At 62.6% G+C, this 23,666-nt stretch carries 20 protein-coding genes; 7 read left to right on the forward strand and 13 right to left on the reverse strand.

Going from position 1 to position 23,666, the window contains the following annotated elements:
* Positions 1-94 precede the first annotated feature (94 nt).
* The 5 genes from RlegSU303_RS29480 to hutI all read right to left on the reverse strand — a co-directional run bounded on the left by RlegSU303_RS29480 (position 95) and on the right by hutI (position 6,094).
* Positions 95-670: a HutD/Ves family protein gene (locus tag RlegSU303_RS29480; RefSeq protein WP_222410022.1), complete on the reverse strand. Its 576-nt coding sequence runs from the start codon at positions 668-670 to the stop codon at positions 95-97.
* 5 nt (positions 671-675) lie between these two features.
* Positions 676-2,349: a urocanate hydratase gene (hutU, locus tag RlegSU303_RS29485; protein ID WP_131719833.1), complete on the reverse strand. Its 1,674-nt coding sequence runs from the start codon at positions 2,347-2,349 to the stop codon at positions 676-678.
* A 22-nt stretch (positions 2,350-2,371) separates the two neighbouring features.
* On the reverse strand, positions 2,372-3,178 hold the full coding sequence (gene hutG, locus RlegSU303_RS29490; protein WP_222359620.1) for an N-formylglutamate deformylase: 807 nt from the start codon (positions 3,176-3,178) through the stop codon (positions 2,372-2,374).
* 121 nt (positions 3,179-3,299) lie between these two features.
* Positions 3,300-4,835, reverse strand: a complete 1,536-nt coding sequence (hutH, locus tag RlegSU303_RS29495; RefSeq protein WP_222407055.1) for a histidine ammonia-lyase — start codon at positions 4,833-4,835, stop codon at positions 3,300-3,302.
* Complete coding sequence (gene hutI / locus RlegSU303_RS29500) at positions 4,832-6,094, reverse strand: imidazolonepropionase (protein WP_168276368.1); 1,263 nt, start codon at positions 6,092-6,094, stop codon at positions 4,832-4,834. The genes hutH and hutI overlap by 4 nt, the downstream gene beginning before the upstream one ends.
* Positions 6,095-6,216: 122 nt before the next feature.
* On the opposite strand from hutI, the gene RlegSU303_RS29505 reads away from it, so the two are divergent.
* Both RlegSU303_RS29505 and hutC (RlegSU303_RS29510) read left to right on the forward strand, forming a co-directional pair.
* Complete coding sequence (locus RlegSU303_RS29505; protein WP_231283954.1) at positions 6,217-7,563, forward strand: formimidoylglutamate deiminase; 1,347 nt, start codon at positions 6,217-6,219, stop codon at positions 7,561-7,563.
* A 60-nt stretch (positions 7,564-7,623) separates the two neighbouring features.
* The gene (gene hutC / locus RlegSU303_RS29510; RefSeq protein WP_231283955.1) at positions 7,624-8,343 is read left to right on the forward strand and encodes a histidine utilization repressor; all 720 of its coding nucleotides are present in this window, start codon (positions 7,624-7,626) and stop codon (positions 8,341-8,343) included.
* Between the two features lie 39 nt (positions 8,344-8,382).
* On the opposite strand, the gene hutC (RlegSU303_RS29515) is transcribed toward hutC (RlegSU303_RS29510), so the two are convergent.
* A complete protein-coding gene (hutC, locus tag RlegSU303_RS29515) occupies positions 8,383-9,138 on the reverse strand; it encodes a histidine utilization repressor (RefSeq protein ID WP_231283956.1) in 756 nt (251 codons plus the stop codon).
* 195 nt (positions 9,139-9,333) lie between these two features.
* On the opposite strand from hutC (RlegSU303_RS29515), the gene RlegSU303_RS29520 reads away from it, so the two are divergent.
* The 5 genes from RlegSU303_RS29520 (at position 9,334) to RlegSU303_RS29540 (ending at position 14,008) form a co-directional block, all read left to right on the forward strand.
* A complete protein-coding gene (locus tag RlegSU303_RS29520; protein WP_131719839.1) occupies positions 9,334-10,176 on the forward strand; it encodes a transporter substrate-binding domain-containing protein in 843 nt (280 codons plus the stop codon).
* A 105-nt stretch (positions 10,177-10,281) separates the two neighbouring features.
* A complete protein-coding gene (locus tag RlegSU303_RS29525) occupies positions 10,282-11,007 on the forward strand; it encodes an ABC transporter permease (RefSeq protein ID WP_027665719.1) in 726 nt (241 codons plus the stop codon).
* A 10-nt stretch (positions 11,008-11,017) separates the two neighbouring features.
* Positions 11,018-11,722 (forward strand): ABC transporter permease, encoded by a 705-nt coding sequence (locus RlegSU303_RS29530; protein ID WP_168278923.1) that lies wholly within the window; start codon positions 11,018-11,020, stop codon positions 11,720-11,722.
* Between the two features lie 25 nt (positions 11,723-11,747).
* Positions 11,748-12,524 (forward strand): ABC transporter ATP-binding protein, encoded by a 777-nt coding sequence (locus RlegSU303_RS29535; RefSeq protein ID WP_231283957.1) that lies wholly within the window; start codon positions 11,748-11,750, stop codon positions 12,522-12,524.
* Positions 12,521-14,008 carry an HAL/PAL/TAL family ammonia-lyase gene (locus tag RlegSU303_RS29540; protein WP_131719843.1) on the forward strand — a complete coding sequence of 496 codons (1,488 nt, stop codon included), beginning with the start codon at positions 12,521-12,523 and terminating at the stop codon, positions 14,006-14,008. The genes RlegSU303_RS29535 and RlegSU303_RS29540 overlap by 4 nt, the downstream gene beginning before the upstream one ends.
* Before the next feature lie 6 nt (positions 14,009-14,014).
* On the opposite strand, the gene RlegSU303_RS29545 is transcribed toward RlegSU303_RS29540, so the two are convergent.
* The 7 genes from RlegSU303_RS29545 to RlegSU303_RS29575 all read right to left on the reverse strand — a co-directional run bounded on the left by RlegSU303_RS29545 (position 14,015) and on the right by RlegSU303_RS29575 (position 23,585).
* Positions 14,015-14,557, reverse strand: a complete 543-nt coding sequence (locus RlegSU303_RS29545; protein ID WP_131719844.1) for a hypothetical protein — start codon at positions 14,555-14,557, stop codon at positions 14,015-14,017.
* A gap of 174 nt (positions 14,558-14,731) precedes the next feature.
* Complete coding sequence (locus RlegSU303_RS29550; RefSeq protein ID WP_231283958.1) at positions 14,732-15,727, reverse strand: HupE/UreJ family protein; 996 nt, start codon at positions 15,725-15,727, stop codon at positions 14,732-14,734.
* Entirely contained in the window at positions 15,724-16,566 is an 843-nt protein-coding gene (locus tag RlegSU303_RS29555) for a peptidylprolyl isomerase (RefSeq protein ID WP_231284020.1), read from the reverse strand. The genes RlegSU303_RS29550 and RlegSU303_RS29555 overlap by 4 nt, the downstream gene beginning before the upstream one ends.
* Positions 16,567-16,633: 67 nt before the next feature.
* A complete protein-coding gene (locus RlegSU303_RS29560; protein WP_017957884.1) occupies positions 16,634-18,574 on the reverse strand; it encodes a DUF3604 domain-containing protein in 1,941 nt (646 codons plus the stop codon).
* A gap of 811 nt (positions 18,575-19,385) precedes the next feature.
* Positions 19,386-20,174 (reverse strand): DUF481 domain-containing protein, encoded by a 789-nt coding sequence (locus RlegSU303_RS29565; RefSeq protein ID WP_231283959.1) that lies wholly within the window; start codon positions 20,172-20,174, stop codon positions 19,386-19,388.
* Between the two features lie 90 nt (positions 20,175-20,264).
* Positions 20,265-22,514, reverse strand: a complete 2,250-nt coding sequence (locus tag RlegSU303_RS29570; protein ID WP_231284021.1) for a tetratricopeptide repeat protein — start codon at positions 22,512-22,514, stop codon at positions 20,265-20,267.
* A 99-nt stretch (positions 22,515-22,613) separates the two neighbouring features.
* Positions 22,614-23,585, reverse strand: coding sequence for an HAD family hydrolase (locus RlegSU303_RS29575; RefSeq protein ID WP_409999625.1), 972 nt, complete (start codon positions 23,583-23,585; stop codon positions 22,614-22,616).
* Positions 23,586-23,666: the final 81 nt, after the last annotated feature.

A 23,666-nucleotide genomic window follows, 5' to 3' on the forward strand; every position in this document is an offset into this window, starting at 1 on the left:
AGGAATGACGTCCATGGCCCGAGATGGCGATGGTTTAAGCGGATGCTTCGCCAAATCCTAGATTGCTTAATGTTTTCAATTGGTTGTTCGAAGATCAGCCTGTGGCGATCGAAGCGAGATAACATCTGGCTTCGCCATCGATTTCCAGCACGCTTGCGGCCGCGTCCTCGATCAGCAGCGCATCGCCGGCCGCAAGCGCGCCGGTCTCGCTGTCCCGCCGGAATGACAATGCGCCGCGATGGCAGAGGAACAGGCATGTCGAGGACGAAAGCCGCACGGTCTTGCTGCCATCGACGTCGACGCGGATCAACGTATGGGCGAGCCCGTCACGGCGGGTCATGACGTTGAGATCGGTGATCGCTCCGTCCTCGAGCCTGGTCGCGACGGGGACATCCGCCGGGAAGGCCAGCGGATCGCTTGCCGTTGTCAGCAGCGCGGGTGTGCTGCCTGCGACGTGGAGCACCATGCCGTTGCCATCAAGGATCGCCAGCGTGCGGTCGATGCCGGGAAAGATCGAAAACGGGCCGTCCTCTGCGACCGTCGCCATGCTGATGCGCCAGTCGAAATCGTTGATCGAAGCGCCGGGTGGAAAGACGGCGATCTCCACCGTCTCTCCCTTGCCGTTTTTCCAGGGCATGCGTTTGTGATCGCCGGCGCGCAGGATCCTCACCGGGCTCAGTTCCCGAGAATGCCGGGCAGGCGCAGACCCTTTTCCTTGGCGCAGTCGATGGCGATCTCGTAACCGGCATCGGCGTGGCGCATGACGCCGGTCGCCGGGTCGTTCCAGAGCACGCGCTCGAGGCGTCTTGCGGCATCGTCCGTGCCATCGGCGCAGATGACCATGCCCGAATGCTGCGAGAAGCCCATGCCGACGCCGCCGCCGTGATGCAGCGACACCCAGGTGGCGCCCGACGCTGTGTTGAGCAGGGCGTTGAGCAGCGGCCAGTCGGAGACGGCGTCGGAGCCGTCCTTCATCGCTTCGGTCTCGCGGTTCGGCGAGGCGACGGAGCCCGAATCGAGGTGATCGCGGCCGATGACGATCGGGGCGGAGAGTTCGCCTGTTCTCACCATTTCGTTGAAGGCGAGGCCGAGCTTGTGGCGGTCGCCCAAGCCCACCCAGCAGATGCGCGCCGGCAGGCCCTGAAAGGCGATGCGCTCCCTGGCCATGTCGAGCCAGTTGTGCAAGTGCTTGTTGTCCGGCAGCAATTCCTTCACCTTGGCATCGGTCTTGTAGATATCCTCCGGGTTGCCGGAAAGGGCGGCCCAGCGGAAGGGGCCGATGCCGCGGCAAAACAGCGGGCGGATATAGGCCGGCACGAAGCCCGGGAAGGCGAAGGCGTTTTCGAGGCCCTCGTCCTTGGCGACCTGGCGGATATTGTTGCCATAATCGAGTGTCGGCACGCCGACATTCCAGAATGCGATCATCGCTTCGACATGCTCGCGCATCGAGGCGCGCGCCGCTTTTTCCACAGCCTTCGGATCGCTTTCGCGCTTCGCCTTCCACTCGCCCATCGTCCAGCCCTTCGGCAGGTAGCCGTTGATCGGGTCGTGGGCCGAGGTCTGGTCGGTGACGATATCGGGGCGGATGCCGCGGCGGACCATCTCCGGCAGGATTTCGGCAGCATTGCCGAGCAGGCCGACGGATTTCGCCTCGCCGGCCTTGGTCCAGCGGTCGATCATCTCAAGCGCTTCATCGAGCGTCTCGGCCTTGGCGTCGACATAGCGGGTGCGCAGGCGGAAATCGATCGAGTCGGGATTGCATTCGACGGCGAGGCAGCAGGCGCCGGCCATGACGGCGGCGAGCGGCTGGGCGCCGCCCATGCCGCCGAGGCCGCCGGTCAGTATCCATTTGCCCTTGAGATTGCCGCCGTAATGCTGGCGGCCGGCCTCGACGAAGGTCTCGTAGGTGCCCTGCACGATGCCCTGGGTGCCGATATAGATCCAGGAACCGGCCGTCATCTGGCCGTACATGGCAAGGCCCTTCTTATCCAGCTCGTTGAAATGGTCCCAAGTCGCCCAATGCGGCACGAGATTGGAATTGGCGATCAGCACCCGCGGCGCATCCTTGTGGGTGCGGAACACGCCGACCGGCTTGCCGGATTGCACGACCAGCGTTTCTTCTTCCGTCAGCGTCTTCAGCGTCGCGACGATGCGGTCGAAATCCTCCCATGTGCGGGCGGCGCGGCCGATGCCGCCATAAACGACGAGCTCGTTCGGGTTTTCGGCGACGTCGGGGTCGAGATTGTTCATCAGCATGCGCAGCGGCGCTTCGGTCATCCAGCTCTTGGCATTGAGGTCATTGCCGCGGGGTGCGCGGATTTCACGGATATTGTGGCGTGGATTGTTCATGGCGGTTCCCCTGTCGAGATCGTTATCGTTTCAGGCCTGGCGCAATCTGTTCGATGCGCACCAGAATGTTTTTGAGATGAACGCGAAGTCTGTCTGCCTTGGCGGCGTCGTAGGCAAAGGGTGGCGCCTCGGTCTCAAGATGCGTCGATTGCGCGAGCTCCATCTGGATCGCGTGCACGCCAGTGTCGGGCCGACCATAGTGGCGTGTCGTCCAGCCGCCCTTGAAGCGACCGTTGAGCACGCTGTCGTAACCTTCGGCGGCTTCGACGACGGTGAGCGTCGCCTGCTCGATCGCGCTGTCGCACGTTTTGCCCATATCGGTGCCGATATTGAAATCCGACAGCTTGCCTTCGAACAGGAAAGGAATGTGGGAGCGGATAGAGTGGCAGTCGTAGAGGATTGCGACGCCATGGATTGCTCTCACGCGCTCGATCTCGGCGGCAAGGGCAGCATGATAGGGGGCATGAAAGTCCCGCAGCCGCGCCGCGATGTCGGCCTCATCAGGCGCCAGCCCATCCTTCCAGATCGCCTTGCCGTCGAAATCCGTCTGGGGAATGAGGCCGGTGGTGTTCTGGCCGGGATAGAGGCTGACGCCGGCCGGATCGCGGTTGGCGTCGATCACGTAGCGGTGGAAGGTGGCGCGCACTGTCGTGACGTTGTCCAGCAGGCCGTCATAGAGGTGGTGGATGTGCCAGTCGGTGTCGGCGAGCATCCTGCCATTGTCGTTGAGACGGTCGGCGATCTCAGCCGTTACGTCGGTGCCGGTATGGGGGAAGCCGAGGATGACGGGGGAGGTGCCTTGGCGAATTTCGAAGGCGGGTGCGCTCATTGGCAGAATACTCCGGCGTTGCGGGGGTTACCCCCCTCTGTCCTCCCGGACATCTCCCCCACAAGGGGGGAGATCAGCTCCGGCAGGGCAGAGGGGGGTACCAAGTGCAGATACATCACGATCAGCCCTCCAAAATCGGCAGAATTCCATTCGAAACCGAGGCGTTCAGTGCGCCCGTCGCCACCAGTTCGGCGGCGGCGGAAAGGTCGTTTGCCATATAGCGGTCGACGTCGAGGCTAGGAACTTTGGTGCGGATCGTGGCGATCGCCTTGGCGAGCTCCGGGCTGGTCGATAGCGGCGCGCGCAGTTCGACGCCTTGGGCGGCGGTCAGCGCCTCGATGCCGATGATGCCGAATAGGTTTTCGGTCATGGCGAGCAGACGGCGGGCACCATGGCAGGCCATGGAGACATGGTCTTCCTGGTTGGCCGACGTCGGCGTCGAGTCGACCGAGGCCGGGTGCGACATCTGCTTGTTCTCCGACATCAGCGCCGCAGACGTCACCTCGGCAATCATCAGGCCGGAATTCAAGCCCGGCTTCTTGGCGAGGAAGGCCGGCAGGCCGTAGGAGAGGGTCGGATCGACGAGCAGCGCGATGCGGCGCTGCGAAATCGCGCCGATCTCGCAGACAGCAAGCGCAATCTGGTCGGCGGCGAAGGCGACGGGTTCGGCGTGGAAATTGCCGCCGGAGACGACGGAATTGTCGGAGAGCACCAGCGGATTGTCGGTGACCGCATTGGCTTCGATTTCGAGGGTGCGGGCGACCGAGCGCAGCAGATCGAGACAGGCGCCATCGACCTGCGGCTGGCAGCGAATGCAATAGGGATCCTGCACGCGCTCGTCGCCCTCCATATGGCTCTGGCGAATGATGGAGTTTTCGAGCAGGGCGCGAAGAGCGGCCGCCGTGTCGATCTGGCCCTTATGGCCACGCAATGTGTGAATATCCGGATGAAAGGGCGCCGAAGAGCCCATAGCTGCATCGGTGGACATAGCGCCGGTGATGAGCGCCGCCTGCGCAGCACGATGGGCGCGGAAGAGGCCGGCAAGTGCCAGCGCCGTCGAGGTCTGGGTGCCGTTGATCAGCGCCAGGCCCTCTTTGGCGGCGAGCACGATCGGTCTGAGGCCAGCCCTCTCGAGGGCTTCAGCGCCCGAGAGGCGTTCGCCGGCGAAGAAGGCTTCGGCCTCGCCCATCATCACCGCCGCCATATGGGCAAGGGGCGCAAGATCGCCGGAGGCGCCGACCGAGCCCTTTTCCGGGATCAGTGGAGTGACGCCCTTTTCCAGCATGCCTTCGATCAGCCGCACCAGCTCCAGCCGCACACCCGAGGCGCCGCGCCCAAGCGAGACCAGCTTCAGCGCCATGATCAGCCGCACGATATTGTCGGGCAGCGGCGCGCCGACGCCGCAGCAATGCGACAGGATGAGATTGCGCTGCAAGGTGGTCACATCGGCGCTGTCGATCTTGATCGAGGCGAGTTTGCCGAAGCCGGTATTGATGCCATAGACCGGCGCATTGCCGGCGGCGATCTCGGCGATGCGGGCAGCGGCCTTGGCGATCCCCGCATCGAAGGCGGGATCGAGCCTTGCCGGAACACCGGTCCAGTAGATGATTTCCAGATCCTTGAGCGAGACGGAGCCCGGGTGGAGCGTGATGGTCATCGGCCGTTCCTTTCGCCCTTGAAGACGCGTGCGTGAATCGGGTTGAAGCCGATGCGGTAGACGAGCTCGGCGAGGCTTTCGATATTCCAGACGGCGAGATCGGCGGATTTGCCGGGTTCGAGCGTTCCCGTCTTGTCGAGCAGGCCGAGCGCGCGCGCGCCTTCGCGGGTGGCGCCGGCGATGCATTCCTCGACGGTGAGGCCGAAAAGTGTGGCCGACATGTTCATGGTGAGCAACATCGAGGTGAGCGGCGAGGTGCCGGGATTGCAATCGGTGGCGATCGCGATCGGCACGCCTGCCCGCCGCAGCGCCTCCACCGGCGGCTTCTGCTTTTCATGGATGGCGTAGAAGGCGCCGGGCAGAAGCACGGCGACGGTGCCGGCTGCGGCCATCGCCGCAACGCCATCTTCGTCGAGATATTCGAGGTGATCGGCTGACAGTGCGCCATAGGACGCGGCGAGCTTGGCGCCGCCAAGATTGGAGAGCTGCTCGGCATGCAGCTTGACCGGCAGGCCAAGCGCCTTGGCCTTGTCGAAGACGCGGGCGATCTCGGTCGTGGAAAAGGCGATGCCCTCGCAGAAGCCGTCGACGGCATCGGCAAGACCGAGGCCATGCATGTCGTCGAGACCGGGCAGGACAACATCATCGAGATAATCGCCGTTGCGACCCTTATATTCCACAGGAGTCGCATGGGCGCCGAGATAACTGGTGGCGACGCGGACCGGGCGCACATGGCCGAGCAGGCGGGCGCTCTGCAGCATCTTCACTTCACCGGTCCGGTTCAGCCCGTAGCCGGACTTGATCTCGATCGTGGTGACGCCTTCGGCAAGCAGCGTGTCGAGCCGCGGCAGCGCCTGGGCGACAAGCTCCTCGACCGACAGCGCATTGGTTGCCTTCACCGAGGAAACGATGCCGCCGCCGGCGCGGGCGACCTCCTCATAGGTCGCGCCTGCAAGGCGCATTTCGAACTCGCGGGCGCGGTTGCCGCCGTGAACGATATGGGTGTGGCAGTCGACGAGACCGGGGGTTACCCAGCGGCCTTCGAGATCGACGATGTCGGAATGTTCGATGGCCGATGCCGGCAGCTCGCTTTCGGCGCCGGCAAAGGCGATGCGGCCGTTTTCGATCAGCACGGCGCCCTTTTCGACGATGCCGAGCCCCGATTTTCTCGGCGCCAGCGTGGCCAGCCGCGCATTGCGCCACAGCACTGGGCGGGTGTCGGCAGAAGCGGCTTCGTCTGAAAAATTGTTCCCGGTCATCAGCTTTGCGCCTTTCCTTATGCCAAAACATGTATATACATAATCTACAGGTGACAAGAGAAATTTTGTGCGCTTTTCTGGAAAAGAAAGATCGGCGGCGCGGCAAGAAGAGAGGGAAGGTCATGATCACGCTTCACGCAGGCACGGCGCTGACGCCGCAGGGCTGGCAGAAAGACGTGCGGCTGACGCTTAAGGCCGGGCGCATCGCGCGGATCGAAATCGGCACCGCTCCCGAGCCCGGCGACGAACCCCACGCTCTTCTCGTTCCCGCCATGGCGAACCTGCACAGCCATGCCTTCCAGCGGGTGATGGCCGGCCTTGCGGAAGTGCGCGGCCCGGCCAATGACAGCTTCTGGAGCTGGCGCACTGTCATGTATAAATTTGCCCTGGCGATGACGCCGGAGCATGTCGAGGCGGTCGCAGCCAAGCTCTATACAGAGATGCTGGAGGCCGGTTTTTCCCGCGTCGGGGAGTTCCACTATCTCCACCATGATAGGGATGGCAGCGCCTACGCCAATATCGCCGAGCTTGCCGAACGCATCGGCGCGGCGAGCGAAGAGGCCGGTATCGGCCTGACACTGCTGCCGGTCTTCTATGCCCATTCCGGCTTCGGCGGCGATGCGCCCATCGACGGCCAGCGGCGCTTCATCAATTCGCTCGAAAGCTTCGAAAGGCTGATGGAGGGATGCCGGGCAGTGACCGGCCGGCTCGACGGCGCCGAGCTCGGGCTTGCACCGCACAGCCTGCGCGCCGTAACACCCAACGAGCTCGCAAGGCTGGCGCCGATGGCCGGCGACGGTCCCATCCATATCCATGTCGCCGAGCAGGTGAAGGAGGTCGAGGACTGCATCGCCTGGTCCGGCGCGCGGCCGGTAGAATGGCTGCTCGATCATGCGCCTGTGGATGAGCGCTGGTGCCTGATCCATGCGACGCACATGACCGAGGACGAAACGCGGCGGATGGCGAAAAGCGGCGCGATCGCCGGCCTCTGCCCGATCACCGAAGCCAATCTCGGCGACGGCGCCTTTGCCGCACCGCTCTTCCTCGAAGAGCGCGGGCGTTATGGCATCGGTTCTGATTCCAACGTGCTGATCTCCGTGCCGGAGGAATTGCGCCAGCTCGAATATTCGCAGCGCCTGGCGCTTCGCGCCCGCAACGTCGTCGCAGCACCCGGCGGTTCGACGGCGCTTTCGCTGTTCACACATGCGCTTGCCGGCGGCGGTGCCGCATTGAAAGCACCGGCGGGTCTCGTCGAGGGCCATCACGCCGATATCGTTTCGCTCGATACGACGGCCGTTCCTTATCTCGCAGGCGACCAGATCCTCGATCACTGGCTGTTTGCAGGCGGCATTTCCATCGACTGCGTCTGGGCGCGCGGCAGCAAACAGGTGGAGGGCGGTCGCCATCTCAGGCGCGACGCCATCGACCGGCGATTCCTCGCTGTCATGGGCGAATTGCTGATCACCTGAAAAAGAGCTTTTCCTAGCCGGACATTCGAATTAGAGCGGGAGACCAATCGGAACGTGGCGATGAACCAAAGCAGGGATCCCACCTTGCATCAGCGCATCCTCGGCGACATCGAGGGCCGTATCGTCTCGGGCGATTGGCCGCCGGGGTACCGCATTCCCTTCGAGGTCGATCTCGCCACGCAGTATGACTGCTCGCGCATGACGGTGAACAAGGTGCTGACCCAGCTTGCCAAGGCTGGCCTCATCGAGCGCCGCAAGAAGTCCGGCAGCTTCGTCACCCAGCCGCAGGCACAATCGGCCATTCTCGAAATCCACGACATCAAGGCCGAGGTGCAGTCGCTGAATCTGCCCTATTCCTATGCGGTTTCGAAGAAGGTGAGCCGCAAGGCCAAGGCGGACGACAGCCGCCGTCTGGAACTGCCGGTGGCCTCCTCGGTGGTCGAGGTCGTCTGTATCCACAATGCCGGCGCGCGGCCCTTTTGCCTGGAGGAGCGGCTGATCAGTCTTGCGACGGTTCCTGAAGCCGCCGATGCCGATTTCCTGACGATGGCGCCCGGTCCCTGGCTGCTGAACCAGGTGCCGTGGAGCACGGCAGAACACCGGATCCACGCCGTCTCGGCCAATGCCGAAGTGGCCGCGATCCTCGACATAGCGCGCAATACCGCCTGCCTCGTGGTCGAGCGCCGGACCTGGAGCGGCGCCGGCCCGGTGACGCATGTGCGCTTCACCTATCCCGGCGATCGGCACGCGCTGGTCGCCCGATTCACGCCGGCATCGTAACAAGTCGGCCATGTTCCATATACAACATGGCAGGTGTTTTCATTCCTCGAACATTTTGCCGCTGCGCGCTTCCAGCCGGTAACGGTGACCGGGATAGACGAGGCGGGCGGTCGAGACTACCTGCTTTGCCGACCATGTGCGCCGGCGGATCGTCAGGCACGGCTCGGTCTTCATGATGGTCAAGAGCTTGCATTCCCACGCCTGCGGCATTGCCGCCTCGACGACGTGCTCGGAGCCGCTAAGCGGGGCTGCGGCCGTCAGATAGGCGTTCGGTGTCAGCGTCGAAAAATCCTGAGCGAGATATTCTGGGGCGGCTTCCGGATGGACGAAGCGGTCCTCGATCTGCACGGGAACGCCGTTTTCGCTGTGGACGATCAGCGAGTGGAAAACCGCAGCACCAATCGGCAATTCGAGCGCGTCGGCAACCTCGGGAGAGGCGGTTTCCTGGGCGAGAACGACGACAGCGGCCTCATGGACATGACCGCGTTCGGCGATTTCCTCGGCGATGTTGCGGACTTCGAACAGTGCCGAATAGCCCTTGCGCTCGGCGACGAAGGAGCCGACGCCCTGGATGCGGATGAGTTCGCCCTCATTGGCAAGTTCGCGCAGCGCCCGGTTGGCGGTCATCTTGCTGACGCCGAGTTCGACGACCAGCTCGTTTTCCGAAGGCACGCGGTATTTCGGCGGCCATTCGCCGCTGTGGATCCGGTCGAGGATCACCTGCTTGACGCCGGCATAAAGCGGGGTGCTGTCATTTTCCGCCAGTTCGCGCTTCATCTCGCCGGGACGTTTCATTGCCTATTCCTTTTGCACGAATGGAATTCGCCACATAATTCGACTTTCCCTCTTGCATATCACAAAATATCTCATATGGTACCATATACAACCTCCCAATCGGTCCTTTGAGAAAAATAGGACGAGAAAGGGCAAGCCGGCGAAGATCGGCCGTGGTGCCGCAAGGTCTGTTTCAACTCCAGAGGAGAATTCACAATGAAATTCAGCGCAATCCTGTTTTGCGGCGTGGCGGCTTTTTCCGCCTTTGCCGCGCCTGCCTTTTCCAAGGACTGGACGAAGGCGACTATCACTCTCGAAGGCGCCTATGCGCCCTGGAACCTCACCAATGCCGACGGCACGCTCGGCGGCTTCGAGCCGGAACTCGCCAAGGTGCTCTGCGAGCGCGCCAAGATCGAGTGCACGCTTGTTGCCTCCGACTGGGACGGCATGATCACGGCGCTCAACGCCGGCAAGTTCGACGTCATCATGGATGCGCTATCGATTACCGAAGAGCGCAAGAAGATCATCGACTTCACCATTCCCTATGCCGCCACGCCCGCCGCCTTCGCCGCCGCCAAGGACAGCCCGCTGGCGAACGCCGCCGGCACCGGCGCCACGATCAAAATGACGCCCGGCCAGACCGGCGTGAAGGAGATCGACGCGCTGAAGGAAGTCTTCAAGGGCAAGACGATCGGCATCCAGGCGGCCACCGTCTACGCCAAGTTCGTCTACGACAATTTCGGCGACATCGCCGAGATCCGCGAATACAAGACCGGCGCCGATCGCGACCTCGACCTGCAGAATGGCCGTATCGACCTCGGCTTCGATGACGCCGTCTATTTCGCCAACGCGTTTAAGGCCGCCAACGACACGCTCGCCTTCACCGGCCCAGAGATCGCCGGCTCGATCTGGGGCGAGGGTGAAGGTCTCGGCCTGCGCAAGGCCGATACTGATCTGCGCGACAAGTTTAATGTAGCGATCAAGTCCGCACTCGCCGACGGCACGGTCAAGACCCTGTCGATGAAGTGGTTCAAGATGGACGTCAGCCCGCAGCAGTAAGCGTTTCGGCCTTTCGGCCGCAGACACGGGTCTCCGGCTTTATCGCCGGGGACTGCGTGTTATTGTCAATCCACAAAACACTGCCGCGGACGGGGAACGGACGATATGGCAAGTTTGGAACTGCTTGGCTTTGGCTCGACGGGATGGGGCGCGCTGCTCATTGCCGCCGCCTTGATGACGCTGGCCGTCACGGCAACGGCGCTAGCGATTGGCGCGGTGCTCGGCGCGATTGTCGCGGCGGCGAAACTCTCCGGCAATCTTATCCTCGTTTCGCTCGGCAACGTCTATACGACCGTGTTTCGCGGCGTGCCCGAACTGCTGATCATCTATCTCATCTATTTCGGCGGCTCCTCGGCCGTCACCGCGATCGGCCAGGCGATGGGTTACGAGGGTTTCCTCGGCTTGCCCTCCTTTATCGCAGGCGCGCTTGCCGTCGGCATCATCTCCGGCTCCTACCAGGCGGAGGTGTTCCGCGGCGCCTTCCTTGCCATCTCCAAGGGCGAGCTCGAAGCCGCCTCGGCGATCGGCATGCATCGTGGCATGCGCTTTCGCCGCATCATCATGCCGCAGGTGTTTCGCCTCGCCATTCCCGGCCTCGGTAACGTATGGCAGCTCAGTCTCAAGGATTCGGCGCTGATCTCCGTCACCGGCCTTGCCGAGCTGATGCGAACCAGCCAGGTGGCGGCGGGCTCGACCCGGCAATATTTCCTGTTCTTCATCGCCGGCGGCTGCCTCTATCTCATCCTGACCAGCCTTTCGGACCGCATCTTCAACGGGGCGGAGCGCCGCGCCAACCGCAGCATGCCGGCATCCGCCATGGGCCAGGCGTAAGGAGGCGACAATGGATTTCGCCTTCATCGCCTCGACCATGGTCACCCTGCTCAAGGCCGTACCGACGACGCTCATCCTGTTTTCGCTGTCGATTATCACAGGTGGCCTGCTGGCGCTCGTCGTGGTCTGGATGCGGACCAGCGGCAACCCGGTGCTTTCGGGCTTCGCCAAGGGTTACATCTTCATCTTCCGCGGCTCGCCGCTGCTGATCCAGATGTTCCTGGTGTTCTACGGCCTCGGCCAGTTCGGCTTCATCCGTTACTCCTTCCTCTGGACGTTCCTGCGCGAGCCGATGGTCTGCGCCGTGCTGTCGTTGGCTCTCTGCACCGCCGGCTACACGGCGGAGATCTTCCGTGGCGGCATTCGCGCCGTCTCGCCGAAGGAGATCGAAGCGGCGCGCTCGATCGGCATGTCCGGCTTCCTGCTGGTCCGCCGGATCCTGGCGCCGATCGCCTTCCGCCACGCGCTGCCGGCCTATTCCACCGAGATCGTGCTGATGATGAAGTCGACGGCGCTCGCAAGCCTCGTCACCGTCTGGGAAGTCACCGGCGTCGCCCAGCGGCTGATATCGCAGACCTACCGCACGATGGAAGTCTTTCTCTGTGCAGCGATCATCTATCTCGTCCTCAACTTCATCATCCTGCAGGGCATGGCTCTGCTCGAATATTCGCTGTCCCGACACCGCCGCGCGGCCCCGCAGGCGCTGAAGGCGTAGCAGTTTTGACCCGATTGGAGCACCCATGCCAGGCGTAACCCGACTATCGGTCCGCAATATCCGCAAGAGCTTCGGTACGCACGAGGTCTTGCGCGGCATTTCCCTCGATGCGGAAGACGGCGATGTGATTTCGCTGCTCGGCGCCTCCGGCTCCGGCAAGTCGACCTTTCTGCGCTGCATCAATATGCTCGAAACCGCCAGCGACGGCGAGATCTGGGTCGACGGCGAGGAGGTCCGCATGGTGCACAAGGGCGGGCGAAGCAGGCCGGCCAGCCAGAAGCAGGTGGACCATATCCGCTCTGAGCTCGGCATGGTGTTCCAGTCCTTCAATCTCTGGTCCCACATGACGATCCTGCAGAACGTCGTCGAGGGTCCGATCCATGTGTTGAAGCGGCCGCGCGCCGACTGCATCGTCGAGGCCGAAGCGCTGCTTGAAAAGGTCGGCATCGCCGATAAACGTCATGCCTATCCGGCCCATCTTTCAGGCGGCCAGCAGCAGCGTGCGGCGATTGCCCGCGCGCTGGCGATGAAGCCGAAGGTGATGCTGTTCGACGAGCCGACTTCGGCGCTTGATCCGGAGCTTGTCGGCGAGGTGCTGCGCGTCATGCGCGCGCTTGCCGAGGAAGGCATGACCATGCTCGTCGTCACCCATGAGATGAGCTTTGCCCGCAACGTCTCGAATCGCGTCGTCTTCATGCGCGAAGGGCTGATCGAAAGCAGCGGCAAGCCGGACGAGATGTTCACCGGCGGTGCGACACCGGCTTTCCGCCAGTTCATCGGCCATTTCGGAAGCGGTCAATGACGATCACGATCGATGCCGTGCTGACCTGGCGCGATGTCGCGCGCGTCGGGGCAGGGGAAGCGCTGGCGCTGTCGCCGGCCGCCTGGGGGCGGGTCGAGCAGGCAAGCCGCATCGTTGCGCGTATCGTCGAGACAGGCGTGCGCGCCTACGGCGTCAATACCGGCGTCGGGGCGCTGGCGGATACCGTCGTCGATCGGGCCTCGCAGAGCCTGTTGTCGCGCAGCATCGTGCTTAGCCATGCCTGCGGCGTTGGGCCATTGCTGGCTGCCCGCGAGGTGCGCGCCATCATCGCTGCTGAGATCGCCAATTTCGCTCATGGCCATTCCGGCGTGCGGCGCGAGATTGTCGAGCATCTTGCGGCGCTGCTGGAACATGATTGCATTCCCGACGTGCCATCCAAGGGCTCTGCCGGTTATCTCGTCCACAATGCCCATATTGCGCTTGTTCTGATCGGCGAAGGCAGCGCTCACCTGGGCGGCCGGCGCATGAGCGGCCGCGAGGCGCTTGCTGCGATCGGCCTCGAACCGCTGGTGCTCGGCGCCAAGGAGGGCTTGAGCCTCGTCAACGGCACGGCATGCGCCACGGGCCTGACCGCCGTGGCCCTTTCCCGCGCCGAGCGGCTGCTCGACTGGGCCGATGCGATCGCAGCCCTGACGCTGGAAGCGGCGGGGTGCCAGATCGCCGCCTTCGACGCGGCTGTGCTGGCGCTGCGCCCATCGGCGGGAATAGAGAAAGTCGGAGCGACGCTGCGCACGCGGCTTGCCGGCAGCGGCCTTGTCGCCGCCGCCTTCGGCCGGCGCACGCAGGATGCGCTCAGCCTTCGTTCGGTGCCGCATGCCCATGGCGCCGCCCGCGACGTCTTCGACAATTCCGCCCGCGTCGTCGATCAGGAACTTGCCTCGGTGACGGACAATCCGGCTGTCTCAGGCACGCCGGAACAGCCGGTCGTCTCTTCCGAGGCCCATGCCGTCGCCCCGGCGCTCGGGCAGGCGGCCGACAGCCTGGCGATTGCGCTCGCACAGCTCGGCGCGATCAGCGAGCGGCGCATGGACCGGCTGGTCAATCCGCTGGTGAACGGCCTGCCGCCATTTCTAGCGAGCGATGCCGGCAGCCATTCCGGCTTGATGATCGCCCAATATACCGCAGCCGCCCTCAGCAACGAGAACCGCCGCCTTGCCGCACCGGCGGCCATGGACGGCGGGCTGACCTCCGGCCTGCAGGAAGATTTCCTCGCGCATCCAACGGCCGCCGCCGGCAAGCTGCTCGCAATCATCGACAATGCCGAATATATCCTGGCGATCGAGCTGATGGCAGCTGCCCAGGCGCATGACTTCCTGGCAGCGACGGCGCCGCGGGCTGCAGGTACGGACCTTGTCTATCAAGCCGTGCGGGAACATGTTTCCCATTATGGTGACGAACGGCCGCTCAACGGCGATATCGAGGCTGTCCGCAGCCTGATCCGTGAGACTGCACCGCCGCTTTGATCGGGCTCAGAACGGCTGGGTTTCGGAATTCTGCTTTGGCTTTTCGCCGGCCTCGAGACGTTTGAGGCACTGGACGAAGGTCGGGTAGAGCTGCTCCACCCGCGAGAGCGGCAGCGTCCAGTCGCCTTCGTCACCGGCAAAGGTGATCTGCACGTCAGGCATTCCGGCAAAGGAATTCTTGATGATCTTCTTCAGTCCGGCGCTCCCCTTGCTGGTCGGACCCCAGAGGCGAAGCGTGTTCTTGTCGAAGAAATCGGCAGCGATTACTTTCGTCGCCGTACGGTCGGTCAGCGTCACCTCGGTCTTGGTGCCGGCCGGAATGTCCCATGTGGTCTTTGCGACCAGCCAGAACGTCTCCGTCGCGCTCTGGCGGAATTCCATGGTCTTGCCGATCTCGCTATCCCACAGCAGGCGGCAATAGGGATGCGGGCTCTCGTCGGCAAAGCCGACCGACCATTGTCTCGCGCCGCCGATCCATTCGGTCTCGCCAAAGGCCGAGCCCGGCTGCAGGAGGGCCCCCATCAGAACCATTACTGTCGGAATTTTCATCGCCGAAATCGTCTCCAACGCAATCGTCTCCAGCGATAGCAAAAGAACGTTGAGCTTTTGCTACTACAGCGCCGCGCGTCTTATTTAACACGCAAGGACGCTGTAGCGGTTTGAACTGCTGTTCCCGATTGCCGCCAATCCTATAAGCGATTTGGACGCGGAGGATTTCGCCTCTCACGCCGCCAACCCGGCGATCCGCGAAACCAGCCACAGCATCGCGTCGGTCCCGATTATGTAGGCGCCGAACCGACGCGCCGGTGCGGGCTGTATCGTGCTCAGCGCGCCTGCTGCCCGAAGCACGACCAGCGCCACGGCGACGAAGATCAGCTGTCCTGCCTCGATACCCAGGTTGAATGTAAGCAGGCTCAGCGGCACATCGGATTGCGGCAAGCCGATTTCCATCAGAGCGCCGGCGAAACCGAAGCCGTGCAGCAGCCCGAACGCGAAGGCAACGACCCAGGGGTAGCGCTCGGAGAGCCGCCTTTCGCCCGGCTTCATCTTGATCAGTTCGTTTGCGACGAATGCGATGCTGAGGGCGATCGTCGCTTCCACCGGTTTCTGCGGCAAACTGAAATATCCGAGCGACGCTCCAGCCAGCGTGATGCTGTGCGCGATCGTAAAGGCCGTGATCGTCTTGACCAGCATCCAGCGGTCTCGAATGAGCAGCATGATCGCAAACACGAAGAGCAGGTGATCGAGACCCGAGAGTATATGGTCGACGCCCAGCAGAAAATAGGTCTGGGCGAACTCGAGGCTTGTCTGCGCGCCGGCTGCGGTGAAGGAGGGCGCGTCCGGCATGAGGCGCACGACCTCCGTGTCGCCGTTCTCGTATTCGATGCGGACGAGCGCGTCGGTCATGGTCGACTTGAGGCCGTCGATGCCGATCTCGCCGCCGCTCAATCCCCCAGCACAGGCGACGGTCCTTCGCTCCAGATAAGCTCCGTCCACGATCGACCTCGCCGGTTCGGCTTTCTCGATGCACTGCTTCGGCAGACTTGCGTAGAGCCCGAGACGCATGTCGCCTTGCGCCGGAACCTTCCAGACGACGGCGAACTCGTCGCTCGCCGTTTCGCGCATGTCGAGATAGGCCGGCCGAATCTCATGAGGGTACCCCGGTGTGGCCAGCAACACCGGCATCAGCACGGCCAGCAGCGCCCCAAGCCGCGTCATGGGTCGGTTCCCGCGCCGGCCGGGCTTTCGATGCTCACCACATAGCGCTTAAGGAGTTCGGCGAAGCGCTGGTTCTCGAGTTCTTTGCGTTTAGCGTTCGTCCACTCCCGCGCAACGGCGTCGCGAACCTCGTCGAGCGTCGGCACTCGGCCAGGCACGCGCTCCGTCACGCGGATCAGGTGCAGCCCGAAGCCGGACTTGACGGGACCCGTCCACCGGCCCGCAGGGATCTTGTCGAGTTCTTCCGCGAAATCGGCGCCGAAGGCCTGGCCGATCGATGTCTTGCTCGTAAGTGGAAGCTCCGGTGGAAGCTGCGAGGCATCGCCAAGCGAAGCGGGATCGGCCGCAGGCTGGCTCAGCAGTACTTCGAGGATGGCGGCCGCTTTTTGTTCGATTGCTTCTCCGTGCCGCTGGGGATTCAGAACGATTTGCTGGAAGGCCAGCATCGGATCGATCTCGAACGTGGCTGCATTGGCTTTCAGATAGGCATCGAGCTCCGCATCGGTCGCTGTCAGCGTTTCGGCGTCGGCCGCGTTCAGGAATTCCATCTTCTGACGCAAGCGGCGACGAACGACCGTGTCGTCCCTGTCGAGCCCGATCTCCAGCGCCTGGCGTACCAGAATTTCTTCCTTCACATGGTCGTCGATCAGGCCCTTCAATTCCTCGGCTGTCGGGGGGCGCTGCCAGGTCTTTGTGAACACGGTCGCCATCTGCTCGATCTTCGGCGCCGTGACGACGATGCTGTCCGCCTTGTCGTCCGTATCGGCGCCCAGGAGCCGGTAACCCGCGAAGATCAGCAGCGCGAGAGCCAAGAAGTGGACCAGCGGCTCCCTCAGCACGCGTTTCAACAAGATCGTGCTCACGCGTTCGCCGGTCCTGCATCCGGTTCAACCGCCGGCATCGCGATCACGGCGTGTACCAGATCGGCGAGGTATAGGCGCGTTCGATGACGGTCATCCGGGTGCCCTCCAGCGGCTTTGTCCCGAACCGTTTGGCATCATAGGCGGTCCACCGGGGCGTCGGTATCTCGATGACACGTCCGTAGTAGAAGGCCTTCTGTTTCGGATCGAAGCTTGGATCCTTCCAGACCGCGATCAGTTCCGGCGCACCGATGGTGTTGGTCCAGGTCGCGTTCTCGATGTCGACGGTGCTGCCGACCGATGGCACCTTGCCGTCGGCCCCCGGCTTGCGGTCCCCGCCCCAGGCGACGTCGTACACCTGCTCATGCATCTCGCCCTTGTCGTCGAGCCAGCCCTTGACGATCTGGTAGCGGTCGAGGTTGCCCCCAATCGGGTCTCGCAGCGCAGCGACGAGGAACGACGGTGCCTTGCCTTCCGGCGCTGCCGTCAGGTCGCCGCCCATGGGCACGCCCTTGCCGTAGCCGATCACGCCGGGATTGCGGGTCTCGGCATCGGTAGGCTCGAAATCCCAGCCGCCGAAGAAGCGCACCATCATGCGCGGTCCCGTCGTGGCGTAGGTCTCCTTGCGCTGCATGGCGTCCCAGATCGACTCGCGGGTGTTCTCCGTGGCCCACACGGCGGCGTAACCCGACGCGCTAACCTCCCAGTCCATCACGGTGATGTTCGTCTTGGCATTCTTGACGAAAGTGGCCGTCAGGCGCTCGGGGCTCGGCTCCTGCGGCGTGGTCTTGCCGAAGAAATTTTCCTCTTCCATGGCCGCAAGGCCAGTATGCGCGTCGGAGCTGCCGACCAGCCCGAATTTGTAAGGGTTCGTGCCGAGTTCGGCTTCGAGCTTGAGGCCGTTCTTCAGCGCGGACCGTGTATATTCGAATTCGAGCATGTCAGGCGTCTTCGGCACGCTGGCATCGAGATTACCGAAATCCCAGGTCTCGAAATCCGCGAACTCGTCATTGGGCGACAGGACCGGGTGAGCTTCGCCATCACCCTTCGTCTGGGTTGTCTCGTAGAGGCGTTCCCACCTTGAACGCTGCTCGACATATTCCTTGTCGACCGGCTTGCCGGTGAAGGATTCGATCAGCGGGAACATGCGGCCGTTGGACAGATTGCCGTTGTGCGCGATCGCCAGCACGTTGCCGCCGGTCTTGTCCTCATAGGCCTGCATCCACTTCCATAGGTCGCGCGGATTGTCGCTGCCCAAGGGCTTAAGCGTCGTATAGGGCACGACCTGGTCGGCCTTGTCGGCATTGTCACGGAAGACGACATTGCGATGCAGATTGTTGCCTGCCGTGTTCGAGGTCCACTCATAGCCGATGAAGGCGGTGAAGCGGCCCGGATCGTTGTATTCCTCGGCGGCCTTTATCGTGTCCTGCCACGCGTTCTTGTAGGGACGTGTCTCCGGCCCGTAGATCATGCTCTTAGGGAGCGTTCCCTTGCCGAAGCTGAAGATGATCTCGAGCGCGGCCTTGCCGCCTTGTCCCGCCTTGATCTCCTCGTACCAGGTCCTGGCCTGGGGATCGGAAATGACTTCCGGCTTGCCGGCGAAGAGGTCGGGGAACATGCCCATGTTGTCCGAGTGGTCGGCCACCACCAGAAAGTCGAGCGGCCGTGACAACTTGGCAGGCTGGCCGCTCGACGCCGTGATCTCCTCGCCGCGAGCAAAGCGATAGGCGTCGCGAGGCGTCAACCGTGCGCCGAATGCGCCGGCATCGAACGAGGCTCCGGTGTGGAGATGCGTGTCGCCGAATAGCGGCCGGGTCGGAAAATTGCGCCCCGCATAGGGCGAGTAGACAGGTTTGCTGGAAAACGCCTTTCCGGCCTTCGCGCTGTCCAGAGTACCTATATCGGTGGTCTCCTGGGCCGCGGCCGGCAGGGCAGAGCCCAGGCTTACGAGCCCGGCCACTATCAACTTCGCAGATGTCTTGTTCATCGCTTCCCCCCTTTGCAGCAGTTATACTTGAACTGTCTGAGCTGACTATTTGTTGATTTGCATCATGACAGGAAACCTTGTCTCTCCTTGGTCATTCTTAAGCGTCTTGTGACTGCCATCCCTGATATGACAACCACCGCATACGGCGACTAGCAGAGAGAAATTGTAGTTCGTCGAGAGTAGGCTGTTTCCCGACTATTCAATTGTTCGCGAAAACTACTGCTGGCTTGGTGGGCTGCCGATAGTCGAAGTTGACTTGAGTTTCAGCGGTATCCTTGACCATCTCGACTTCGGGGCCATGGCGATCGGCGAGGCCCGGTACGACCGTTACAGCATCTTTGGCGACGTCATGTATTCCAAGATATCGGCTCCACCGGCACGCCCCGAAGGGTCGTGGCCTCCGACGGTCGCCGGCGGGTTGAAATACTTGCTGAATTCTCTAGCCGCAGCCCCAGATGGGTAGGCTACAGTACATTAGATTATTATAAATTACATCACATAAGGAGCGGGTGTATGCCTTAAATACCGGCCGTATCTTCGGATGGGGTCCAGCGCGCCGCGGCAACCAGTGCCATCCAAGAAGCGATTTTCATCATCAATCCCTCCATGATCCGATTGAACTCAGCCCGCGAAACAGGCTTCCTCCGGAGTGAAAAGATTTAGCTCGGTCCGATCCGTGTTGGATACCGAACTGTGAACCGCTGTTCTTGCCACGGCGGCTCTCTGCTTCCAGGAGGCGTCGTTCGGCTCCGGGCCAAGCGAGCATGCTGGAAGGATAATCGCTCACAGTACGACGTTCGCCGGCCCGGCGTCAGAAACGAATGGCGACCCCTAAGATCGGTCCCTGCTGGACAAAGTCGAAGACAAACCCGTCATTGTCGTAATTGACGCCGAGTGCACGATATCCCGCGACCGCGGAGATGCTGTCGTTGAACTTGTAGCCGAGGCCCAACGCCACGTCCCAGTCGATATCGGCGCCGCCAGCACCCACCAACCCCCATCCGGTGACGTAGATTTCCGGCGTGAAGAAGTAGTTTCCTCTGAGGCCGGCGACGGCGTCGACCCATGTGGCACTGTCTTCGACATCCACTCCAGCGAGAATGCCGCCATTGAAGGAGATCTCGGTTTTGGCCGACCAGACCTTCATGCCACCGACCACGTCGAGGTGGCCATTTTGGTCTTCGAGCACGGCGTAACCGACGCCAAGAAATCCCGCGAAGGTCTTCGACGTTACATCGACGCTCTCGGCGAGGATGCCGGCAGGTGTGTCGGCGTCGGCACCGAGCTTGGTGTAGATCACGTCACCAACGATGCTGAATCGATCATATCTGGCTTCGCCTGCCGCCATGAAGGCGAAGTCGAGGTTGTCGAGAATATCGCCGAAATCGGCGTCGATATGAACCTCTGGAAGCCCAAACTGCCCAATATCGCCGGATATGCCGGCAGCCCAGAAATATGGCGCGAACGTGAATTCCCAGCCGCTCTGGCTCTCGACAGTTTTTGCTTCCGGCGCAAGTGGCGTGACATCAGCGGCATTGCCGGCCGACGCCGCGCAGACGCCTGCCAGTAACAGAATGGCATGCAAGTGTATGGCTTTCATGAGAATCCCCCGATCTCGTTTGTCGCCTCGGCACTGTTGTTCCGAGTCGGCACTTTGCAGCGAGAAGTAGATTTGGACAAGCTAAAATACCTATTTTCCGTTGATCGCCAGCTTCAGCTGCCCGATGAGGTCTGAAATCTGCTGGTCCTCAGGCCTCAGTCGCGCCAGATCTTCCGCATGTCTCAACGCCTCCGGCAGCCGTCGAAGCTTGAGACTGTATTGGAGTGCCAAGCCGATGACGTCGGCGTCTCCGCCCGCCGCCCAACCATCGAGCCTGTCCAACGCCTCTTCCGTCCGGCCAGCCGAATCGAGAGCGACGGCCAAGGTCGTCTTGTAGCGGGAGTTTTGCGGATCGAGCCGCACCGCTTCTGCGAGTTCCGTTATCGCCTCGGCCAACGCCTGCTTGCGCACCAGGGACAGCGCATGTCCGTAACGCAGATCCGCGCGTTCGGGCGCCATGCCGATCGCTTCGGCATAGGTCTGCTCCGACCTGTCGTTCTGACCGGTGGCGCGGTAGAACTCGGCGAGATTGATGCGCATTGCCTCCAGCGTCGGGTCGAGCGAAATCGCTCGCCGGAAGGCGGCTTCGGCCTCGGCCGTACGCTGTCGGGCGAACAGGAAGAAGCCATAATTGCTTTGGGTTTCCGCCACGTCGGCGTTCGTTTCGACATAGGCGCGAAGCTCCGCGACAGCGGCTTCCAGATTGCCTCGCCGATTGCCGAAGAGGTCGGGAGGAGTGCTGGCGAGTGCATTGGCGGCAGCGACGCGTACCGCCCTCGTTGCATCGCCCACCAGATCGCCGATTGCCCCGAGCCTCTGTTCCGGCGCAATGTTGCCTGCTGCTTCCGCGGCACCGAGCCTGACGAGCGGATCGGCATCGGCTGCGGCCGTACGGATGTCGGCGGTGACGTCCACGCCGCCGATTCCACTCATTGCGGCGATGGCGCTGCCCCTGACAATTCCCGCCTGGTCATTATCACTGACCAGCGCGCGCAGAGCCTCCACCGCGGCCTGATCGCCGTTCGCGGCTCCGGCGAAGGCATGGGCGATCGACGGGCGTTCGCGCCATTGCGTCCCGTACCATTTATCCATCGTCTCGGCCGCCCAATCATTGGTTCTGCCGACGTGACAGGTGGTGCACGCATTCGGTATTCCGAGGCTCGCCGACAGGTCGGGCCGGGGGATGACGAAGGAGTGGTCGCGGCGCGGATCGACCTTCATGTAGGTGCGTTCCGGCATGTGGCAGTTGGCGCATTGCGCTCCGGTCGAACCGGCCTGATGGCGGGTGTGCGCGGGCGTGTCGAACAGGCCGCTCGGATCCTGATTGACGAAGCGCTCCGGCTTCGTCTCTGTGTGGCATTGCATGCACAGCGCGTTGCCCTCGGCCTTCAGGCCGGCATCGTGCGGCCGATGACAGTCGAGGCAGGTCACGCCCGCCCTTGCCATCTTGCTTTGCTGAAACGAGCCATATTCGAAGACCTCGTCGAGTATCTGCCCGTCCGGGAAATAAAGATCCTGCCGGAGCAGGGCAGGAGAAAAATAATCGAGAAAGGGCTTTCCCGGTTGATAGCCGTCCAGCAGCTTGGTGCGTCTGGCATGGCAGGCGAAACAGATGCCCGCATCGGCTTTCGGTAGGCCTGTATCCGGCTTGACGGAGGATGAGGCGTTGGCGGAATGCGCCGAAGCGACATGCTTGGCGCCCGGACCGTGACAGGACTGACAGCCGATGCTGGTGGCGACGTAGGTCGAGTTGTATTCATTCGTCTTCGGTTGAAACTTCGCCTGGGGATCGGTCGAATGACAATCGATGCAGGTGCGGTTCCAGCGATAGAAGGGACCTGTCCAATGATAGGTCGAGCCCGGTTTGGCCGGGGTGCCGTCGCCGAGCCGGAACCACTGCCGTCTGGCCGTATCCCAGGCGATGTCGAGAGCCTGCAGCCGTCCGCCTCCGATGTCGATGAGGTATTGCTGCAGGGGTTCGTAGGCAAAGGTATATTTGACTTCGAACTCGGCTTGGCCGCCGTCCGCACCCTCGGTGTTCACGAAGAAGCGGCCGTCGCGGCGGGTGAAGGTGGTGACGACGCCGTCATGTTCGAACCTGCTATTGTCGAAATCGCCGCGCACCGTTTCGTCGTCGGCCAGCGCCATGGCCTTCGCATGGTGGGACTTGGAAAAAGCGGCGGCCTGATCGGCGTGGCAGGCTGAGCACATCCTTTCGTCCACGAAACCCTCGTGGATCAATATTCGTGGGTCGGCGGCGGATGTCGAGAGAGAGTCACTCGCAAGGCTGTGCCCGACAAAGGCGAGCAACAGGAAAAGCAGCAGGGCTATTTCTCTCACCGCTGCCGACCGAACAGACGCTGCCACTCAATCTCTCCCATGTGACGCTTTGGAGGTCCGGCCGCCATGGTTTGGAACCTCCGGCGCAAGGTGCCAGTCCTAGTCCTTGAACACCTGCTTCCAGTCGGTCTTCATGTCGACGACCGTCCAGCCGGCTATGGAGGCGGCATCGAGCGCCTTGTCGAGGCGACCGACTTCGGTATTGCGGTCGTAGGCATATTCACGCTCCGCATCGGTATGATGGATCAGCACGCCGAGCCTGGCAGGCCCACCGGCCATGGTCGTCCATTGCAGCATTTGGAGATCTCCGTCGGAATTGCCGAAGGCGGCGATCGGCCGCCGGCCGATCTGCTGGTTGATCCCGACCGGTTTGCCGGCCTTGTCGTCTATGAAATTGACTTCGGGGAGGCGAAAGAGGGTCGGCGTGTCGTCCTGCATCCGGAACTCGGTCTTGATCGACGAGCCGATAACCTGCTCCGGTGGGATGCCATAGACCTTTTCCGTCCAGGGCCGCATGAGTTCGACCCCGCCGCCTGAAACGATAAAGGTCTTGAAGCCGTTGGCGCGGAGATAGGCGAGAAGCTCGATCATCGGCTGGTAGACGAGTTCAGTGTATGGCCGCTTGAATTTAGGGTGGCGTGCCGACGCGAGCCAATCGGTCACGATCTTCTGAAAATCGCTGGTCGTCATTCCCGCATGCGTCGTCATGATGAGCTCGACGAGGCCCTTTTCGCCCGACGCCGCGAGCGCTTTCATGTCGCCTTCGAGCACGGCCTTGAACGGCTGGGTTTCCTTCCATTCCGGATGCTGCGGAGCGAGTGCCTTAACGCGGTCCAGGGCGAAGGCGAGCTGGGTGTATATCGGATGTTCCACCCACAAGGTGCCGTCATTATCGAACACCGCGATCCGTTCGGTTTCCGGGACGAATTCGGGCGATCCCTGCCCAGTGACCTTTTCGACGAAAGAGACGATAGCAGCCTTCGACGCCGTATCGTTCCAGGAGGGCAACGGATCGCTTTGAGCGAATGCGGAAGTGGCATGAACCAGTGCGGCACCGAGCGCAATGATCATGAGGCAGATCAATCGCGGTGCCAAGCGGACAAAAGACATCGGTCATCCTCCAGGGTTGGCAACAGGGAGAAACAAAAACGG

The sequence above is a fragment of the Rhizobium sp. SU303 genome (assembly GCF_021052345.1).
Lineage (GTDB): Bacteria > Pseudomonadota > Alphaproteobacteria > Rhizobiales > Rhizobiaceae > Rhizobium > Rhizobium laguerreae.